Origin of the sequence: Vreelandella arctica, assembly GCF_037070215.1 — a bacterium.
GTDB classification, from domain to species: Bacteria; Pseudomonadota; Gammaproteobacteria; order Pseudomonadales; family Halomonadaceae; genus Vreelandella; species Vreelandella arctica.
The window spans coordinates 32,417-51,738 of record NZ_JBANSN010000020.1; the positions used below are offsets into that span (position 1 = coordinate 32,417).

The following is a 19,322-nucleotide window of genomic DNA, read 5'->3' on the forward strand; positions in this document are numbered from 1 at the left end:
CTTAATACTGAATACCGCAAGGACCTTGCTTGTGCTGATACCTCTAGGCTATGTGATTGTATTGCTGTCTGTATTTGGCGGCTATGTACTGGCAGGCGGCAGTTTAGGCCCTCTCTACCAACCGCTAGAGCTACTCATCATTGGCGGTGCGGGGGTTGGCGCATTTATCGCTGCCAACAATGGCAAAGCGATCAAAGCAACGTTTAAAATTCTGCCGCGGCTCAAACGGGCGAAAAAATATAACAAAGCGCTTTATATGGAGCTCATGGCGCTGCAGTACAAGCTACTGTCCAAAATTCGCCGCGAGGGCATGCTAGGCATTGAGCGCGATATTGATAACCCGCAAGAGAGCCCTCTGTTTCAAGAGCACCCAACGGTATTAGCTGATCCCCACATCATGAATTTCCTGACGGACTATCTGCGCTTAATGGTCAGTGGCGGGATGGAGCCTATGGAAATCGATGAGTTGATGCTACATGAAATTGAAGTCTTCGAGCAGGAAGCCCATATCCCCATTGATGCCATTGCCAAAGTCGGCGATGCCATGCCTGCCTTCGGCATTGTGGCGGCGGTGATGGGGGTCGTTAAAACACTCACCTATGCCGATGCTACGCCAGCTCAGATGGGCGTAATGATCGGCCAAGCGCTAGTGGGCACCTTCTTGGGTATTTTGCTGGGCTATGGCTTTGTTAGCCCTCTCGCAAGCTACATCGAACGGCAGGCTAAAGAAGCCGAAAAAATGCTGCAGTGTATTCGCATTACATTGCTTGCAAGCTTGCATGGGTACGCGCCGCAGTTGGCCGTTGAGTTTGGCCGCAAAGCACTCTTTACCGCCGAGCGCCCGAGCTTTATAGAGCTTGAAGAGTATGTGAGAGATGCAAAAAAGGCCGGTAGCGCATGAGTAAGGGTGGTGACAAGCGTCCAATCGTTATTCGACGCAAAAAAGTCGTCCATACCCATCACGGTGGTGCTTGGAAAATTGCCCTAGCGGATTTTATGACCGCTCTGATGGCCTTTTTTTTGGTGCTATGGCTTTTGAGCGTTTCCAGCGAAGAGACGCGCAGGGGCGTAGCAGAGTATTTCAGTACCCCACTGATTAGCGCCATTACGGGGGGCGATCGTTCGGGTAGTACCAGTGCGATTCCTGGCGGTGGGCCGGATCCCACTCATAGCGATGGGGAGCGGGCAATGATTGATAGCCTTCAGCGCTCTCGCCCTAGTTCGCAGGATCGACGCTTCTTTATGAATGTGCAAGAGCGTATTGAGCGAGCTATCGAGCGAGATCCCGAGCTACGTCAGTTGCGCTCTCAGATGCGCTTTGACCTCACTCGAGAAGGGCTTCGCATACAGTTATTAGATACGGATCAGCGGCCCATGTTTGAGTTGGGTAGCGACCAAGTCGCGCCTTATATGCGCAGCCTACTGCGTACTATCGCACCACTACTTAACGAGCTACCCAATGAACTAAGTATTGGGGGCCATACCGATAGCGTTCCCTATGCGGGAGGCTATAGCGGCTATAGCAACTGGGAACTCTCCAATGATCGCGCCAACGCGTCGCGTAGAGAGCTTATTGCCGGCGGGTTTGACCCAGATCAATTGCTTCGCGTATCAGGCTTTGCAGACCGTGTCATGTTGCCGGAGACTGAGCCAACAGACCCCATTAATCGGCGCATAGAGCTGGTGGTGCTGCTGCCAGAAATAGCCGAAGCGATCCGTAATCCAGCCATTATGGGCCCGGGAGCTTCACTGCCAGACGATGCGTCTGAAGCGCTAACAGAATTACCACAACAAGACGAGCCTCAGGCGCAAGACCCAGAGTGACCTGAGCCTGTCAGAGCCTTTCATAAAAGCGACGTTAAGGGTGGAGCGGTGAATGGATATAGCGGATTTTTTTGACACCTTTTTTGAAGAGGCAGAAGAGCTGCTGTCGGATATGGAACAGCATTTGTTGGAGCTGGATGTTGATGATCCAGACAGTGAACAGCTCAATGCTATTTTCCGTGCCGCCCACTCGATCAAAGGGGGAGCTGGGACCTTTGGTTTTGTCGTGTTACAGAAAACCACGCATATTTTGGAAAACCTTCTCGATTACGCACGTAAAGGTGAGCTAACGCTGCGCGCCGACCTCGTGGATACCTTTTTAGAGGCTAAAGACATCATGCATGAGCAACTCGATGCCTACCGTAGCGAAGAGGAGCCAAACCAAGAGGCATTTGAGCGCATTTGCCAAACGCTACAACAGATTGCCCTGGATGAAATTGGGCAACAGTTAGATGGACCCGCTATTCCAGCGGCTGAGCCCAAGGCTTCACCTGTTACCAGCGAAAACAGCGCAGAAGCAAGCAGTAGCGAAGAGCAAGGCGCAAACGGACTTCTGTTAGTGGCACTGCTGAATGTTGTCGATAAAGACCGCATTTTGCTGGTTGAAGAGTTAGAGCAGCTTGGCGAAGTGCAGTCCCAATCCGGCGACGCAAAGCGCTACGAAGTCATCCTTAAAAGTAGCGACAGTGCAGACGATATTGAAGCGGTCATGTGCTTTATTATCGAGCCAGATCAGATTGAGATTACGGCTGTCGAGGGCGTTGCTGCTGAGTCATCAAACTCCGCGCCAGCAACCTCTGAGCCAGAAGCTTCGGCTCCTGTGCCGCAAGCGCCTGCGGAAAAAACAGCCTCAAAGGCGAGCCCGACAAAAGCAGCGACCAAAGAGAAACCTAAAAAAGCCGCCGCCGAGTCATCTTCAATCCGCGTCTCTGTGGATAAAGTCGATCAAATTATCAACTTGGTGGGTGAGCTGATCATCACCCAGTCGATGCTTGATCAAACGGTTAGTGATTTAGAAGATCAGTCAGTGGGTAATAGCTCATTGCAAAATGGCATGAGCCTGCTTCAACGCAATGCGCGTGACCTCCAAGAGGCGGTCATGTCGATTCGTATGATCCCCATGGAGTTTGTCTTCAGTCGCTTTCCACGCGTAGTGCGCGACACCGCCGGGAAGCTAGGTAAAGAGATTGAGCTGGTTACCGAAGGCAAGTCTACCGAATTGGATAAGAGCCTGGTGGAGCGGATCACCGATCCATTAACCCACCTGGTGCGCAATAGCCTTGATCATGGCGTTGAAATGCCTGATGTACGTGAAGCGATTGGCAAACCGCGTGTAGGTAAATTAACGCTATCGGCGCGCCATCAAGGCGGTAATATTTTGATTGAAGTGCGCGATGACGGTGCCGGTATGGATCGTGACCGTCTGCTTGCTAAAGCCCGTGAAAATGGCATTAACGTCTCTGACTCCATGTCTGACGAAGAGGTTTTTCAGCTTATCTTCGCCCCTGGTTTTTCTACCGCCAAAGAGGTCACCGACGTTTCCGGCCGTGGTGTGGGTATGGATGTCGTTAAGCGCAACATTCAAAGCATGGGCGGTCGCGTCGAAATTCAGTCGAAGCTAGGTGAGGGGACCAATACGCGCATCGTATTGCCGCTGACGTTGGCGATTCTGGACGGTATGTCGATTAAAGTCGGCGGTGAAACGTTCATACTGCCGCTGTCAACCGTGCTTGAGTCGCTTCAGCCCTCTAAAGACGATATGTACGCCATGGCTGGCGACGATGTGGTCATCAAAGTGCGCGATGAGTACCTGCCCGTTATCGCTATTCACGAAGTGCTGGATGTTGAGAACGCCATTACCGATCCCACCAAAAGCATTGCCGTTATTGTGCAGGGCGAAGGCCGTCGTTACGCCATGCTGGTGGATGAATTGATTGGGCAGCAGCAGGTCGTGGTTAAGAATTTGGAAGACAATTACCGCAAAGTGCCGGGGATCTCGGCCGCTACCATTTTAGGCGATGGCAGTGTTGCGTTAATTCTGGATATTACCGGTTTACATCGCTTAAGCCGGTACAAAAAAGAAGCAGGCAAAAAAGTAGTGAACAATCAAAACTTTTCATTTTTCAAGGAGGCTGAGCCGTTATGAGTCAAGCCAACAGTGGGGCGGTATTAGCCGCAGAAGCCGAAAACCGCGAATTTCTCGTGTTTTCATTGGGTGATGAAGAGTACGCCATTGATATTTTGAAAGTGCAGGAAATCCGTGGGTACGAAAACGTGACTCGGATCGCCAATGCGCCTGATTTTATCAAAGGGGTCACCAATCTGCGCGGCGTGATTGTGCCGATTGTCGACCTACGTATTAAATTTCATCTTGAAAACGTCGAGTACGGCGGCCAGACGGTGGTCATCGTCGTCAATGTCGCAGACCGCGTGGTCGGCATCGTGGTCGATGGCGTTTCGGACGTAATGACGCTGACGCCCGATCAGATCAAGCCCGCACCGGAATTTGGCGTTACGCTCTCGTCTGATTTCCTGAGTGGCTTAGGTAGCCTAGATGATCGCATGTTGGTATTGGTCGATATCGACAAGCTGCTGACCAGCGAAGAGATGGCGCTAGTCGACAGCACCAGCAGTCACTAAACCTAAACAACAAGGCATAAGGGACATGCCGGTTACGTTCTACCTAATGATGCACTCTCGCGCTATGGAAAGCACCGAGAGCGCAGGTTGTGCGTGGAGAAAAGGGCGTGACACAGCAAATGCGGCAATTAATGAATAATATGACGGTGCGTTTAAGTTGGGGCTTAGTGCTTGCGACCCTATCAGTACTCGTCTTAGTTGCCAGTGGTATCGGCCTTTATGCATTGCACCATGGCGCGGCAATCGTGCAAGCATCGAACGATGTGCAGACCCAGCAAGCCGCCTTCAGTGCGTTTGCCTCCACAATACGTTGGGCGTTACTCGGCATCGTAGCGATGACGGTGGCCACGGTTATCGTGGTGATCTGGGGGGTGACCGCCAACGTGCTGCGCCCGTTAGATCGCTTGGTGGGTCATTTTGAGCGCATGGCGCAGGGTGACTTAAGCCAACGCATTACCTCGCCGGGTAACAATGAGATTGGGCGTCTCTACAGCGCGATGGCTCATATGCAGGGCTCTCTCTCCCAAACGGTAGGCACCGTGCGTACTAGCGGTACATCGATTTATGAGCGCTCCCAGCAAATTGCCAGTGGTAATAACGACCTCTCTTCACGCACAGAGCAGCAGGCATCTTCGTTAGTAGAAACCGCCTCCAGCATGGAGCAGTTAGCCTCTACGGTAGGCCACAATGCTGAGAACGCTCGCCAAGCCAGCCAACTGGCCGGTAGCGCGACGTTAACTGCACGACGTAGCGGTGAAGAAGTCGGGCAAATCGTTGATACCATGCAAGAGATCAGCGCTAGCTCACACCAAGTGTCGGATATCATAACGGTTATCGATAATATTGCGTTTCAGACCAATATTTTGGCGCTGAATGCCTCAGTAGAGGCTGCTCGTGCTGGCGAACATGGTAAGGGGTTCGCGGTGGTCGCACAGGAAGTGCGTAGCCTGGCCAGCCGCAGTGCCGCTGCTTCAAAAGAGATCCGTACGCTGATTGAAGCCTCGCTCAATAAAGTCGATACCGGCACCCAGCGCGTCAATCAAGCCGGGCAAACGATGCAAGATCTAGTGGCGGCTGTTCAGCGCGTTAGTGACATTATGGATGATATTGCCGCCGCTTCTGCACAGCAAAGCAGCGGTATTAGCCAAGTAAATCAAGCCGTTGCACAAATGGATCAGGTGGTGCAGCAAAATGCCCAACTGGTTCAGCAGGCGGCGCGAAGTGCCAATGAGCTGGAAAGTGAAGCGGCTCGTTTACGTGAAGCAGTGGAGCGCTTCCGTGTCACTGAAACATCAAACCATCACTCTTCTTCTGCCATTCCTACGCCAGCCCTGGCTGTAGTAGCACACTCGCCCCTAGCGAGTCACAAACAATCAGCAGAACACAGCGAAGAGTGGGCATCGTTTTAATGTGTCTGGTAGGGCAGGCACGCTCTTAATGAATAACAAACACTAAAAAGGTAGATCATGCGGAATAACCAGCCAGTCTCTCAGCGTGAAATCGAGTTAAAAGAAGATGATTTCTTAGTCTCACGTACCGATGCTAAAGGGCGTATTACCTATGCGAACCCCGCGTTTATCGATATTAGTGGTTTTGACCACGCAGAGCTGATAGGTGCGCCACATAACCTGGTACGTCACCCCGATATGCCGCCAGCAGCCTTTGAAAACCTCTGGCAAACCGTGCAAACGGGGGAAACGTGGCGCGGGCTGGTTAAAAACCGCTGCAAAAACGGTGACCACTACTGGGTGGATGCCAGCGTGACTCCGATTATCGAAGATGAACAAGTGGTGGGTTACACCTCGGTACGTGTTCAAGCCGCACGGCAGGCTATTGAGCAAGCGGAGCGGGCTTACGCTGACCTACGTGAAGGACGCAATAAACGGCTCTATTTGGATAAAGGTCGTTTACGTCAGAAAGGGCTGTTCAGCCGTCTGGCTCGAGTGCGGCTCGATACCATTCGGGCAAGATTGGCAGGCATGATTGTGGTGGCTGGGGTGCTACTGCTTATGAGTGGCGGCTTGGGGCTGTATGGCTTAAATGCCTCCGGCGAGCGTTTGGCGCAGCTAAATAATGATGGTCTGCGTGATGTCGTTCGCTTGCAGCAAATCGATCAAACCATCGCCCAAACCCGGCAAGCGATGATTGAGCCGGAACGTATGGATCTCATCAATCAGCGTTTTGAAATGGGCGAAAGTATTGAAGAGAGCACTGCAGAAGTCGCCGCCGTATGGCAGGAATACTACTCTCGAGACGTCAATAAAACCGAACTCGCCGGTGAGTTTGATCAGCAGTTACAGGCATTTTTAGACAATGGTATGGGCCAAGCTGCCAGTGTTTTGCAAGCGGAAGAAACCTATCAAGCCTTTACCGGATTAGATGCAGTCATCAACGTGATGAACAGCGATGGTCGCGACTTGTCAGGAATGGTTAATCAACTGATTGCCCAGAAACAACAAGCAGCGGAATCCATGGCCGTTGACGCCCAGCAAGGGCAAGCCACCATGCTCGGTGCGCAAACCATCGTGCTTGGCGTTGGTTTATTGTTGCTCATTTTGATTGGTGTATTGACGCTGCGTTCGATTACTCGTCCCTTAAAAAGTGCAGCGCGTTTTACGCTGCAAATTGCAGGCGGAAATTTGGCGACAAAAGTACCACCGCCGAGGCGTGACGAAGTGGGCCAGTTAATGGACTCGCTCAACACCATGCGCAAGAGCCTCAGCAGCATCATCGCCGACGTCAAAGGGGGTATTGATGTTGTCACTCCTGCTGCCCGGGACATTGCCAGTGGTAATGAAGAGCTATCGGCGCGCACTGAGCAGCAAGCGGCCTCTCTGCAGCAGACGGCTTCCAGCATGGAAGAAATGACCTCTACTGTGCGGCAAAACAGCGAAAATGCTCAAGAAGCCCGCCGCTTAGCCGATAACAATGCTATCCAGGTAACAAATACTGGCGAGCTAATGGCACAGCTGGTCGACAATATGCAGCGGATTACCCAAAGCTCCCAGCAGATGGCCGATATCATCAATGTGATCGACTCAATAGCTTTTCAGACCAATATTCTGGCGCTGAATGCGTCGGTAGAGGCGGCACGTGCTGGCGAGCATGGGCGTGGTTTTGCGGTGGTTGCCGAAGAGGTGCGTAATCTGGCGGGCCGCAGTGCAGGTGCTGCTCAAGAAATTCGTGGCTTGATTGATGGCTCTAATCGCGAGGTTAGCGCCGGTTCCAGTTTGGTAACCAAAGCTGAAGAGGCGATCGGCGAAGTGGCAGAAGCTGCACGTAGCGTGACTCAAATTATGCATGAGATTTCGGCCGCTTCTGAAGAGCAGAGTAATGGGATTACGCAGGTCAACCAGGCGGTGGCAGAAATGGATCAAGCGACACAGCGTAATGCCTTGCGTGTTCAAGAGACGGCCCGCGCGGCTGTTTCCTTAGAGAAACAGGCGGGACTATTAGCGCTATCAGTGGAAGCATTTCGCTTAAACAGCAACGGCGCTTTACGTCCGCCTGCGTTAACAGCAACCAAACACGTCGCGCAGACGCCGAACGCATTGGCCGCTCAGCCGCCTAGTGCAACGTCGCCTCATTCGCCCGTTAAACGGCAAGCAGCCTCAGTAGAGGAGTGGGAAGCGTTTTGACCGAACAAAGTGAAGGGGTTGTAGATGCAGGTCAGTGGGCATCCAATAATCAGATCGAGCGCGATCTGATACTCACCGATGCGGATTTTAAGCGCATTCGTGAACTGATTTATCAGCGTGCCGGGATTGTGCTGGCAGAACATAAGCGTGAAATGGTCTATAGCCGCCTGGCCAAGCGGCTACGCCACCATGGCCTGACGCGCTTTACCGATTATCTGCAGCGCCTGGATCGCCAGCCCGAGGCTAAGGAGTGGGAGGCGTTCACCAACGCACTGACGACCAATCTCACGGCTTTTTTTCGTGAAGCGCACCATTTTCCGCTGCTCGCTGAGCATATAAAAAATAAGCAAGACCCGGTCACAATCTGGTGTTCGGCAGCCTCCACTGGGGAGGAGCCTTACTCACTAGCCATGACACTTTTAGAAACATTAGGCGCTAAAGCGTCACAAGCCAAAGTGATTGCCACCGATATCGATACAGATGCGTTGGCTAGAGCCCGCGCAGGCGTCTACCCGCTAGAACAGGTGCGCAAGCTTGATGAAGCGCGGGTAAAGCGTTTTTTCCAGAAAGGTACCGGTAACCATGCAGGCTTTGCGCGGATCCGGCCTGAAGTGTCGGCCCTCGTCGAGTTTCAGCCACTTAACCTGCTGGCGCCGCAATGGCCAATTAAGGGGCTTTTTGATGCGGTGTTCTGCCGGAATATCATGATTTATTTTGATAAAGATACTCAATCAAAAATACTCAAGCGATTTGCGCCACTGATGAAGCCGGATGGGTTGCTGTTTGCCGGCCACTCAGAAAACTTCTCGTATATCAGCGACGCTTTCAAACTACGCGGCCAGACCGTCTATACCCTGGCAAAAAAATGAACAATTGTCGTGTCTTTATGATCGCTTCAGGCGCTGTGGCTCCAGCGGTTGCAATCACACATCAGGCGTCTACAGCAAGAGGAGGCGTGCTTTGAGCGCAGCCAAGATCAAAGTACTGTGTGTCGATGATTCGGCGCTAATTCGCGATTTATTAACGGAAATTATTAATTCCCAGTCTGATATGGAAGTCGTTGCGGTAGCGCCTGACCCTATTGCCGCCAGGGATTTGATCAAGCAGCACAATCCTGATGTGTTGACCCTAGACGTCGAAATGCCACGCATGGATGGCCTGGATTTTCTCGAACGCTTAATGCGTCTGCGGCCCATGCCGGTGCTCATGGTGTCGTCGCTAACCCAAAGCGGTTCGGAAATTACCCTGCGCGCGCTTGAGCTTGGTGCGCTTGATTTTGTTGCTAAGCCAAGCCTGGGTATTCGCAATGGCATGATGGAGTACGCCGACGAGATCGCCGAAAAAATACGTGCTGCGGCGCGCTCTCGGCCTCGCCAGGCGCGGCATAAAAATACCCCGCCGCCTGTCGCCTTAAAGGCCCCGTTAGTCACCAGCGAGAAGCTGATTATTATTGGTGCATCAACCGGTGGCACCGAAGCGATTCGATCAGTGCTTGAGCCCCTACCGGCTAACGCCCCCGCCATTTTGATTACTCAGCATATGCCTGGCGGCTTTACCCGCTCATTTGCCGAGCGCTTAGATCGGCTATGCCGAATTACCGTTAAAGAGGCGACTGATGGCGAGCGGATTCTACCAGGGCACGCTTATATCGCCCCCGGTGATCAGCATCTCAAATTAGCGCGGAGTGGCGCTAACTATGTGGCGCGCTTAGACAGTGGCCCACCGGTAAACCGCCACCGACCGTCGGTAGATGTGTTATTTCACTCCGCGGCGCAGCACGCAGGTAAAAATTCCATTGGAGTGATTTTGACCGGCATGGGTAAAGACGGCGCAGCAGGCTTACTTGAGATGCGACAAGCGGGAGCGCCGACCATTGCCCAGAATGAGCAAACGTGTGTGGTCTTCGGCATGCCCCGTGAGGCCATTGCGGTGGGTGGTGCGGTGGAAGTGGTGGCGTTAGACGACATTCCCACGCGCATGATGGCGCTAATCGCAGCCTCAGGCCGCGCGCAGCGCGTTTAGGGCGGATCATTATACTTAGCTTAAAGCTAGTCTAAGCATTGTGAAAAAGTGGCATAAAAATTAATAAGCTCGCAAGGGAACTCCCAATGAATCGTTTACTACGCAATTTGAGTATCCACGCCGCTGTGGTCACGGCACTCGTCTGCTTTACCACCCTAATATTATTAATTGCGGGCATGGCGGTTGTGGCCGACCGCAATTCACAAAGTAATCTGTCGACGCTCAGTAGTATTAGCGATGCGCAGTTAAATGAGATTAACCGTGCCGACTCGCTGTTAAACCAAGCGATGCTGGAGATGGAAACCGCTTCTAACTATTTGATGGTCGGCCAGACCCAGCAATCCAATGCACAAGTCGCCATCGCTGGTGATCGCATTGCGCGGGCAGAGGAGCGTTTTGAACGCTTTGCTGCAACTTCTCTATCGCCACAAGGAAAAGCGTTAGGGGACGCTTTAACTGCAGATTTTCGGTCTGTACTCGGGCTAGTTAAGCAGCAACACGAAACTTTCGAATATATGGATGTGACCAGCTACAACAACCTACGTGACGAGCTGGTTGAGCCATTAAGCAATTTGGCAACGAGTATGACGGCGTTTGTTGAGTACGGTTTCCAGCGGGTAGATGCTATTCGCACCGATGCAGCGGCTCAGGGCAATCTGTTTACTATGATTAATGCGGGGGTAGTTATCTTTGCCTTGCTGATGACCTTAGTGACCTACTTAGGTTTGCGCCGTACGGTGATTGCACCACTAAGAGGCGCCATTCAGCGCCTGGATGCGATTGCAGAGGCTGATCTGACCGATCCATTGCCAGAAGCGGGTAAAAATGAAATTGGCCGCCTGTTTGGTGCTATGGGCACCATGCAGCAGAACCTCACCAATATCGTTAGCCGGGTGCGTGAAGGCAGTAATGAGATTCACCACGGTACCCGTGAGATTGCCAGCGGCAACGCCGATCTCTCATCGCGCACTGAACAGCAGGCCGCATCGATTCAAGAAACTGCCGCCAGCATGGAAGAGATGACCGCGACGGTAAAACAGAATGCCGATAACGCCCGCCAAGCCAGTACGTTGGCAGCTGACGCTTCAACCACTGCTGAACGTGGCGGCCAAGTCGTCGCGCAAGTGGTTCAGACCATGCACGGCATCTCTACCAGCTCGAAAAAAGTCGCCGATATCACCAGCGTTATAGATTCGATTGCCTTTCAAACCAATATCTTGGCCCTCAATGCGTCGGTAGAAGCGGCGCGTGCCGGCGAGCAAGGCCGCGGCTTTGCGGTCGTGGCGGGGGAAGTGCGCAATTTGGCCAGCCGCAGTGCCGATGCTGCCAAAGAGATTAAAACCCTGATTGATGCCTCGGTAACGCAGATCCAACAAGGCTCCACCCTGGTCGAGCAGGCAGGTACCACGATGTCTGATGTCGTCACCGCGGTACGCCGGGTCACCGATATCATGGATGAAATTTCTGCCGCTTCCCAAGAGCAGAGCGACGGCATTGAACAGGTCAGCCAAGCCGTTGGCCAGATGGATCAAGTCACTCAACAAAACGCTGCGCTGGTGCAAGAAGCGTCTGCTGCTGCGGCTTCGTTGGAAGAGCAGGCCAATCGCTTAGAGCAGGCCGTTGCAGTCTTCAAACTGTTGGGTATGCAGGCGGCGGCGCATCAATCGCTACCGTCAGCGACTTCGACCTCTCAGACAATGCCTGCCGCCAGAGCCGACCAGCCAGCCCGTCGGCCTGCCGCGCAGCGCAGTGACCACGAAGAGTGGGAAGAATTTTAAGGAAGCGTTTTAACCCCTGACTGTACTTACCAGTCACCCCATGTGCCATGTATTGACGAGAGGATGACCGATGGCAGATAAGAATATGAGTTTCCTGGTTGTAGATGACTTTCCTACCATGCGTCGGATCGTGCGTAGCCTGCTTAAGGAACTGGGCTTCACCAATGTGGATGAAGCAGAAGATGGTCAAGACGCGCTCAATAAGCTGCGTGCAGGCAACTTTGAATTCGTCGTTTCCGATTGGAATATGCCGAATTTGGATGGTTTAGAGATGCTTAAGGAGATCCGCCAGGATGAGGCCTTGAAGGGACTTCCTGTGTTGATGGTGACCGCTGAAGCAAAAAAAGAAAATATCATTGCGGCCGCTCAGGCGGGCGCTAACGGCTATGTCGTCAAGCCGTTCACTGCCGCTACCCTTGAAGAGAAGCTCAATAAAATCTTCGACAAAATGGGTAAATAAAGCGGCTAGGCCTGCGTGCCTGGTTAACGAGGAGACCACATAATGAGTCAGAATGAGCAGCCCGGTTCTGCCCAGCTGTCTGAAGACGCCGCTGAAGACCTAATTCACCGCATTGGCAAATTAACGCGCATGCTGCGCGAAAATATGCGTGAGCTGGGGCTGGATAAAGAGATTGAGAAAGCGGCAGAAGCCATTCCGGATGCGCGTGACCGCTTGCACTATGTCGCTACCATGACAGAACAGGCAGCAGACCGCTCGCTCAATGCCATTGATCGTGCGCAGCCGCTCCAGGATCAGTTGTCGGACCGTGCCAGCGCCTTGGATAAACGCTGGGCCGAGTGGTTTGAAGCCCCCAAAGAGCTCGATGAGGCCAAAGCGTTGGTCATTGAGACACGGACTTATCTTAGTGACGTGCCCGATATGGCCTCAGCGACCAACAAAGAGTTGATGGAAATTATGATGGCCCAGGACTTCCAAGACCTGACCGGCCAGGTGATTAAGAAGATGATGGACGTGATCCAAGAGATCGAACATCAGCTGGTACAGGTGCTGATCGAAAACGCGCCGGGCGCCCATGCACGAGAAACGATGCAGCGCAAGGTCGAGGATCAGTGGAAAAGCGACAATGCACGGCGTAACGAAGAGCTTTTGAATGGGCCGCAAGTAAGGGACAATGCACCTGATATCGTCACTGGGCAGGATCAAGTCGACGACTTATTGGACGAGCTAGGCTTTTAGAGCACGTGGTTAAACGCCCTGCGGGCAAATAAGAGCGCCATTTAGCCGTCCCTATGGGCGGCTGAATACGTGATAACCTTTGTTTCACCTGGTCGGATGACTTATGGCAGATAACGATAGCGACCAGGAAAAGACCGAAGAAGCCACGCCCAGACGTAAGGAAAAAGCGCGTGAAGAGGGGCAGGTACCTCGCTCCCTCGAGCTAACCACGTTTATGCTCTTATTGGGCGGCGTCATTGGCCTATCGAGCATGGGTAGTATGCTTTATAACCAGTTAGGCATGGTGATGGAGCAGGCGTTCCTATTTGAACGTCGCCAGGCAATGGAAAGCACGCCCATGCTGGTCAACGCGCTTGATCTTGGTCAGCGCACGCTATTGGCCATGATGCCGCTGTTCTTACTATTAACCATCATCGCGTTAATAGCGCCCGGGCTGCTGGGCGGCTGGTTGATATCAGGGAAGTCGATGCAGCCTAAGCTTTCCAAGCTCGATCCGATTAAGGGTGTAAAGCGGATCTTCTCCTCTCAGGCACTGGTGGAATTGGCGAAAGCTATCGCCAAATCGGTGTTGGTAGGCGGTGTTGTCTCGGTGTTTTTGTATTACAACATCGGCAAGTTTATGGCGCTGATGGACCAGCCTATCCAGCAGGCGCTCACCAACGCGCTGCGTATGGCGGCTCAAGCGGCTGGCCTGATGGTGCTGGTGCTTATCGTGGTTATTTTGATCGACGTGCCCTTTCAGCTTTGGAGCAACGCCAAAAAGCTGCGCATGAGCCAAGAAGAAATCAAGCGCGAGCATAAAGAGTCTGAAGGTGACCCACTCTTGAAAGCGCGTATTCGCCAGCAGCAACAGGCCATGGCGCGGGGCCGAATGATGAGTAAAGTGCCCCAGGCCGACGTCATCATTACCAACCCGACCCACTATGCAGTAGCGCTGATGTATCAGGAAGGCAGCATGGGTGCCCCGCGTTTGGTAGCAAAAGGTGCCGATGCGGTGGCCTTGCGTATTCGCGAAATTGGTGAGGAAGCAGGCGTTGCCCGTTTAGAAGCAGCGCCATTAGCGCGCGCACTGTACCATCACGTGGATCTCGATGCGGAGGTTCCCGCCGAACTGTATACTGCGGTCGCTGAAGTAATGGCCTGGGCCTACCGGCTTAAACAAGTCGCACAACAAGGAGGTGACGTGCCCCCAACACCCGATAACCTACCGGTTCCCCCAGAGCTGGAAAACCCCGGGCGTGGCACCGGCGGTAACGAGGCGCAATCATGAAAGGCTTAAACCAGCTAATTGGTCGGCGCGACTGGATGGGTAACGTGCGCATGAAGCTGCTGGTCGGGCCGATGCTCATCCTGATGATTTTGGGCATGATGATTGTGCCCTTGCCTCCCTTTGCGCTCGATTTACTCTTCACCTTCAATATTGCCTTGGCCATTATGGTGTTGATGGTCAGCATGTTTACGCAGAAGCCGCTGGATTTTGCGGCGTTTCCTGCTGTGTTGCTATTCACCACACTGTTGCGTCTTTCGCTTAACGTCGCCTCCACTCGGGTAGTGTTAATGGAGGGCCACCAAGGCGGTGCGTCCGCGGGTAAGGTAATTGAAGCGTTTGGGGCGTTCTTGGTCGGCGGTAACTTCGCGGTGGGCCTGGTGGTCTTCCTGATTCTGGTCATTATCAACTTCATGGTCATTACCAAAGGTGCTGGCCGTATTGCTGAAGTGGGTGCGCGCTTTACGCTGGATGCGATGCCCGGCAAGCAAATGGCCATCGATGCCGACCTTAACGCCGGTTTAATCGGCGAAGAAGACGCCAAAAAGCGCCGTGCAGAAGTCGCCCAAGAGGCTGACTTCTTTGGTTCGATGGACGGTGCAAGTAAGTTTGTCCGCGGTGATGCCATCGCCGGCCTGGTGATTATGGTGGTCAATATCATCGGTGGGCTGCTGATTGGTATGCTGCAGCATGATATGAGCTTTGGCGCTGCTGGCCAGACCTATATGCTGCTGGCGATTGGTGATGGCCTAGTGGCACAAATTCCCGCCCTGGTGATCTCGACCGCAGCGGGTGTCACGGTATCGCGGGTGAGCACCGACACGAACGAGGATATTGGCCAGCAAATGCTGAGCCAGCTGTTCGTTAACCCCCAGGTACTGATCTTAGCCGCCGTGGTCATGGGCTTGCTAGGCATGGTGCCCGGCATGCCCAATTTTGTCTTTCTCTTCTTCACCGCGCTGCTGGGTGGTTTAGCGTGGCTGTTGTCGCGCCAAAAAGAGAAGGCCTTGGTTAAAGAGGAAATTGACGCAGCCCCCGTGCCTGTACAAGAGACCCCGGAAGCAAGCTGGGAAGATGTGCAGCTGGTCGATACTCTTGGCCTGGAAGTGGGCCATCGCTTAATACCGCTGGTGGACTCGCGCCAAAAAGGTGAGCTGCTTGGGCGCATTAAAAGTGTGCGCAAAAAGTTTGCTCAAGAAGTGGGCTTTTTGCCGCCGGTCGTGCATATCCGCGATAATTTAGAGCTGCCGCCCAACGCCTATGTGCTTTCGATGAAAGGCGCTGAAATCGGCCGCGCCGAAGCGCAGCCGGGTAAATGGCTGGCGATTAACCCAGGCCAGGTCTCAGGCGAATTGCAGGGCACTCATACCCAAGACCCAGCCTTTGGTTTGCCCGCTGTGTGGATTGAAAGCGGCCAGCGTGAGCACGCTCAGGTATATGGCTACACCGTGGTTGATGCCAGCACCGTGATTGCGACCCACTTGAACCACCTGCTGCACCGCCACTCACCTGAAATGTTAGGCCGCCAAGAAGTGCAGAAGCTGCTGGATAAAATGGGCGATGATCAAAAAGCCCTGGTCGAAGAAGTCATTCCAAAAGCGATTTCGTTGACGGTATTGCAGCGTATTTTACAAAACCTGCTCGATGAAGACGTGTCCATCCGTGATATGCGCACCATTTTGGATACCCTGGCGGAGTACGCCACCCAGCAAAAAGACCCCAACGAGCTGACCGCGCTAGTCCGTGTGTCCTTGGGGCGTGCCATTGTTCAGCAGTGGTTTGCCGGCCAAGAGACGCTCAATGTGATGGGGCTGGATGCTCAGTTGGAACAAGTGCTGGTACAGGCGATGAATGGCAACGGTGCCATGGAACCTGGCCTGGCCGAGACACTGATGACCCAGGCGCAGCAGGCGCTAGAGCGTCACGAAAGCTCAGGCGAGCCGCCGGTGCTGGTCGTGCAGCATTCGTTGCGGGCAGTGCTTTCGCGCTTTTTACGCCGTCGCCTACGGCATATGTCGGTGTTGTCGCAAGCCGAGATTCCCGATGACCGTACATTAAGGGTCACCACCCTAGTCGGCGGGCGTTCGTAGCCACCTGCCGTGATAGGCTAGCGTTGACCATTTTCAGCATAGGCAAAGGGTAAGTCATGAGCGTTAGACGTTTCGTGGGAGCCAACAGTCGTGATGTGATGCGCCAAGTGCGCGAAGCGCTCGGTGAAGATGCCCTGATTGTGGCTAATCGGCGCACCGAAGGGGGCGTTGAGATTCTGGCCATGGCGGATGAAGCTATTGACCATTTTGAGCCTTCGCCAGAGTCACTTCCTCCAGAGCCGTCGTCTTCAGGGGCATCGTCCCCAGGGCTATCGTCTCCAGAACCATCGCCAGCGCCGCCAATGCAAGACTCCATGCAGGCAATGAGCGAGCGGTTATTGCGTGAGATGCAGGATATGCGTGAGCTGCTGGCAAGCAGCGCACCCGCAAAAGCGGCTGCCTACCAGCCGCCGCTAGCAACGGGAACGGCCGCCCGCCTGCGCCAACTGCTATGGAACGTTGGTTTTAGCAGCGAGCTTGCCGATGAGCTACTGACAGGGCTTCCCGAACCGCTTGCCGCGTTAAATGCCGACAGCGAAGCGCCCCTGCAGTGGCTGCGACAGCAGCTGATCGAACGCCTTTGTGTGTTGAGCGATGAAGCCAGCTTTTTCGACCAAACCGGTATCGTTGCGTTGGTGGGCCCCACGGGGGTAGGCAAAACCACCACCACGGCTAAATTGGCCGCGCGTTTTGTGATGCGCCACGGTACCCGCCCCGTTGCCTTGGTGACTACCGATAGCTTTCGTATTGGTGCCCACGAGCAGCTACGCATCTATGCGCGTTTGCTGGACACGCCCATGTACGCGCTGGATGCCGAGCAACCCATCGACGATTTACTGGGCCGCTTGCAGGGCAAGCAGTGGGTGATTATCGACACCGTAGGCATGAGCCAGCGTGACCAGCGGGTGATTGAGCAGATTGCCCACCTGCAAGGGGGACGCTCGCGAGTGCGCCTGGTGCTACTGCTCAATGCCGCCAGCCAGCCGGAAACCCTCGAAGAGGTCGTGCTGCGTTATCGTCAGGCTGCCCGTGCGGCGGGGGCAGAGTTAGACGATTGTATTATTACTAAACAGGATGAAGCGGGGCGCCTCGCGCCGGTGCTCGACATTGTGATGCGCCACGGGATGCGTGTGCTGTTTGGTTCAAATGGTCAGCAGGTGCCTGAAGATATGGCCATTGCTTCCCCTGAAGCACTCGTGGATCAAGCGCTAAGTACGGCAACGCCGCAGCGCGAACAGGTACAAAGCGCTGACGCCCCCATGGGGATGCCGCGCTGGTCGCGGGATGTACTCGGGCAAGGGCGCCGCTTGTCGTCGCTACTGGCGCGGCTGCGCCAACGCGTGACGGGATTTACGGAATTAGAAGCGATCTGGGATTTAGCGTCACTCCCAAGCCGACTGCAGGAAGAGCGTTTGGACGCATTGCTCGCCCACTATCCCGCCGTGAATACGACGTTGGGTATGGCGTGGTCAGCTCGGCGGAATGAGCGCGGCTGCGACTGGGCAATGCCCGATATTGGCCTGGACACAGAGGGCGCTTGGCTGGCGCTACCCTGGTTACAGCATCGCCATGCTGCTGGGTGGCAGCCGCGCTTAGCCGCGCTGACGGAATCAAGCGGCGTCGCGGTGCATTTATTGCCGCGCTTACCCGAGCCTGATGCGTTGGCGTGGTTGGAAGCCGAGCATTTGACCTGGGTCAGCCAAGTATCCCCTAGTCATCGGGTACGCTTTCACCACGAGCGCCAGTCCATTCGTCAGCTGTTTAATGACAGCGTGCTGACGCACCAAGTGGGCGTTCGTTTTCGTGGTCAATCCGTGCAGCTGTGGACCGCCTACGCCGAAGTAGAGGATGCGACGGGTTATGCCCTGCTTGCTTGGTACGGTGAAGTGCGTGATCCGGAAAGCGCCAAAGTGGTAGCGCGCCGCTACTGGCTTACCCCTGCTCGGCTGGGAGCCGAGGTGCTCTCGCTACTGTTAACACAACTTCAAAGCGATGGCTTAGCGGCATTAACACGCCGCGCTTGGCAGCAGTTAAAAGAGGCCGACAGCGGCGATGTTAATGCCGAAGTGCGCCTACTCATGGCCAGCGGCTTGGCATCCGTTGCCGGGCATCTTGATGTTGCCGATGATGAAGAGGCGCAAACGCTGCGCGGCGACCTGCTCAATTTATTAGGCACGAGCCGTCGGCGTCGCGATACTGGCATGCTTGATGCGCTGGTTTACGCGTTTATGGCCCGCGATGCGATTCGCCAAATGGGCAGTGTCAGCCGAGAGGGTGTGACGTGAGCGATCAAGATCAAGCTTCAGGGCTGCGTAAGTGGGCGAATCTGCAGCGCCAGCAGCAGGCGGAAGGGGCGGTTGATGTCGCGGCGGCCGAGCATGTGCCAGAACCAGAACAGAGCCCATCGTTATTAACGCCTACGGCTGCAGCAGTAGAAGCAGAAGCGCCTGAGGCGATAGCGCCACCCAGACCCAAAATTCCGCTTATAGTGGTTGGGCTGCCCGGTAGCGGTGCCTCTCAGGTAAACAAAGTCAAAGCACGTCTGGGGCAGTGGTCCACGTTAGGTCGAAGCTGGGCCGGTGACCCTGAAGACTGGGATGTGCATATCGTGGCGGCAGATACTGCTGACCTTGCTCAGTTACGCGCTCAGTACAGCCGTTGGGCACTATGGATCAATAGCGATGCCGATGCCTTTGCTGCCATGTACAGCACCTTGCGCCAGCTACAGGAACACGGTGGGCCGCGTCGTTTGCTAGCGCTTCATGAACCGCATTTGCCGCGCCAGGGATTGCTCGACAACTTGCGTGGTGCCGCCGAATACTACTTAAATATGGAACTACTGGTACTTGCACGATGAGCATACTC

General features: G+C 54.3%; 15 protein-coding genes. All 15 read left to right on the forward strand.

The genetic code is table 11. From position 1 onward, the window contains the following. Window positions 1-31: 31 nt before the first annotated feature. A complete protein-coding gene (gene motA, locus V8L70_RS16110) occupies window positions 32-901 on the forward strand; it encodes a flagellar motor stator protein MotA (RefSeq protein WP_101145825.1) in 870 nt (289 codons plus the stop codon). After that, window positions 898-1,824, forward strand: a complete 927-nt coding sequence (gene motB / locus V8L70_RS16115) for a flagellar motor protein MotB (protein ID WP_101145824.1) — start codon at window positions 898-900, stop codon at window positions 1,822-1,824. Before motA ends, motB begins: the two co-directional genes overlap by 4 nt. 52 nt (window positions 1,825-1,876) lie before the next feature. Then, window positions 1,877-3,970 carry a chemotaxis protein CheA gene (gene cheA / locus V8L70_RS16120; protein WP_101145823.1) on the forward strand — a complete coding sequence of 698 codons (2,094 nt, stop codon included), beginning with the start codon at window positions 1,877-1,879 and terminating at the stop codon, window positions 3,968-3,970. After that, window positions 3,967-4,464, forward strand: coding sequence for a chemotaxis protein CheW (gene cheW, locus V8L70_RS16125; protein WP_101145822.1), 498 nt, complete (start codon window positions 3,967-3,969; stop codon window positions 4,462-4,464). Before cheA ends, cheW begins: the two co-directional genes overlap by 4 nt. A gap of 119 nt (window positions 4,465-4,583) precedes the next feature. Beyond that, window positions 4,584-5,873, forward strand: coding sequence for a methyl-accepting chemotaxis protein (locus V8L70_RS16130; RefSeq protein WP_101145860.1), 1,290 nt, complete (start codon window positions 4,584-4,586; stop codon window positions 5,871-5,873). 57 nt (window positions 5,874-5,930) lie between these two features. Continuing rightward, window positions 5,931-8,102, forward strand: a complete 2,172-nt coding sequence (locus V8L70_RS16135) for a methyl-accepting chemotaxis protein (protein WP_101145821.1) — start codon at window positions 5,931-5,933, stop codon at window positions 8,100-8,102. Beyond that, entirely contained in the window at window positions 8,099-8,971 is an 873-nt protein-coding gene (locus V8L70_RS16140) for a CheR family methyltransferase (protein ID WP_101145820.1), read from the forward strand. Before V8L70_RS16135 ends, V8L70_RS16140 begins: the two co-directional genes overlap by 4 nt. Before the next feature lie 91 nt (window positions 8,972-9,062). After that, a complete protein-coding gene (locus tag V8L70_RS16145; protein WP_101145819.1) occupies window positions 9,063-10,124 on the forward strand; it encodes a protein-glutamate methylesterase/protein-glutamine glutaminase in 1,062 nt (353 codons plus the stop codon). An 86-nt stretch (window positions 10,125-10,210) separates the two neighbouring features. Then, the gene (locus tag V8L70_RS16150) at window positions 10,211-11,902 is read left to right on the forward strand and encodes a methyl-accepting chemotaxis protein (RefSeq protein ID WP_101145818.1); all 1,692 of its coding nucleotides are present in this window, start codon (window positions 10,211-10,213) and stop codon (window positions 11,900-11,902) included. 70 nt (window positions 11,903-11,972) lie between these two features. Then, a complete protein-coding gene (gene cheY, locus V8L70_RS16155) occupies window positions 11,973-12,362 on the forward strand; it encodes a chemotaxis response regulator CheY (protein ID WP_009097747.1) in 390 nt (129 codons plus the stop codon). 42 nt (window positions 12,363-12,404) lie between these two features. After that, entirely contained in the window at window positions 12,405-13,100 is a 696-nt protein-coding gene (gene cheZ, locus V8L70_RS16160; protein WP_101145817.1) for a protein phosphatase CheZ, read from the forward strand. Between the two features lie 103 nt (window positions 13,101-13,203). After that, a complete protein-coding gene (flhB, locus tag V8L70_RS16165) occupies window positions 13,204-14,370 on the forward strand; it encodes a flagellar biosynthesis protein FlhB (protein WP_101145816.1) in 1,167 nt (388 codons plus the stop codon). Continuing rightward, window positions 14,367-16,457 (forward strand): flagellar biosynthesis protein FlhA, encoded by a 2,091-nt coding sequence (gene flhA, locus V8L70_RS16170; protein ID WP_101145815.1) that lies wholly within the window; start codon window positions 14,367-14,369, stop codon window positions 16,455-16,457. The genes flhB and flhA overlap by 4 nt, the downstream gene beginning before the upstream one ends. Before the next feature lie 56 nt (window positions 16,458-16,513). Then, window positions 16,514-18,742 carry a flagellar biosynthesis GTPase FlhF gene (gene flhF, locus V8L70_RS16175; RefSeq protein ID WP_101145814.1) on the forward strand — a complete coding sequence of 743 codons (2,229 nt, stop codon included), beginning with the start codon at window positions 16,514-16,516 and terminating at the stop codon, window positions 18,740-18,742. Beyond that, window positions 18,739-19,314: a hypothetical protein gene (locus V8L70_RS16180; protein WP_101145813.1), complete on the forward strand. Its 576-nt coding sequence runs from the start codon at window positions 18,739-18,741 to the stop codon at window positions 19,312-19,314. The genes flhF and V8L70_RS16180 overlap by 4 nt, the downstream gene beginning before the upstream one ends. The last annotated feature ends 8 nt before the right edge of the window (window positions 19,315-19,322 follow it).

What these genes read in the sequence shown, in the direction of transcription:
- cheW (WP_101145822.1), top strand. Translation starts at nt 3,967, where the DNA reads ATGAGTCAAGCCAACAGTGGGGCGGTATTAGCCGCAGAAGCCGAAAAC.
- cheY (WP_009097747.1), top strand. Translation starts at nt 11,973, where the DNA reads ATGGCAGATAAGAATATGAGTTTCCTGGTTGTAGATGACTTTCCTACC.
- motB (WP_101145824.1), top strand. Translation starts at nt 898, where the DNA reads ATGAGTAAGGGTGGTGACAAGCGTCCAATCGTTATTCGACGCAAAAAA.
- V8L70_RS16135 (WP_101145821.1), top strand. Translation starts at nt 5,931, where the DNA reads ATGCGGAATAACCAGCCAGTCTCTCAGCGTGAAATCGAGTTAAAAGAA.
- flhA (WP_101145815.1), top strand. Translation starts at nt 14,367, where the DNA reads ATGAAAGGCTTAAACCAGCTAATTGGTCGGCGCGACTGGATGGGTAAC.
- cheZ (WP_101145817.1), top strand. Translation starts at nt 12,405, where the DNA reads ATGAGTCAGAATGAGCAGCCCGGTTCTGCCCAGCTGTCTGAAGACGCC.
- flhF (WP_101145814.1), top strand. Translation starts at nt 16,514, where the DNA reads ATGAGCGTTAGACGTTTCGTGGGAGCCAACAGTCGTGATGTGATGCGC.
- V8L70_RS16130 (WP_101145860.1), top strand. Translation starts at nt 4,584, where the DNA reads ATGCGGCAATTAATGAATAATATGACGGTGCGTTTAAGTTGGGGCTTA.
- flhB (WP_101145816.1), top strand. Translation starts at nt 13,204, where the DNA reads ATGGCAGATAACGATAGCGACCAGGAAAAGACCGAAGAAGCCACGCCC.
- cheA (WP_101145823.1), top strand. Translation starts at nt 1,877, where the DNA reads ATGGATATAGCGGATTTTTTTGACACCTTTTTTGAAGAGGCAGAAGAG.
- V8L70_RS16150 (WP_101145818.1), top strand. Translation starts at nt 10,211, where the DNA reads ATGAATCGTTTACTACGCAATTTGAGTATCCACGCCGCTGTGGTCACG.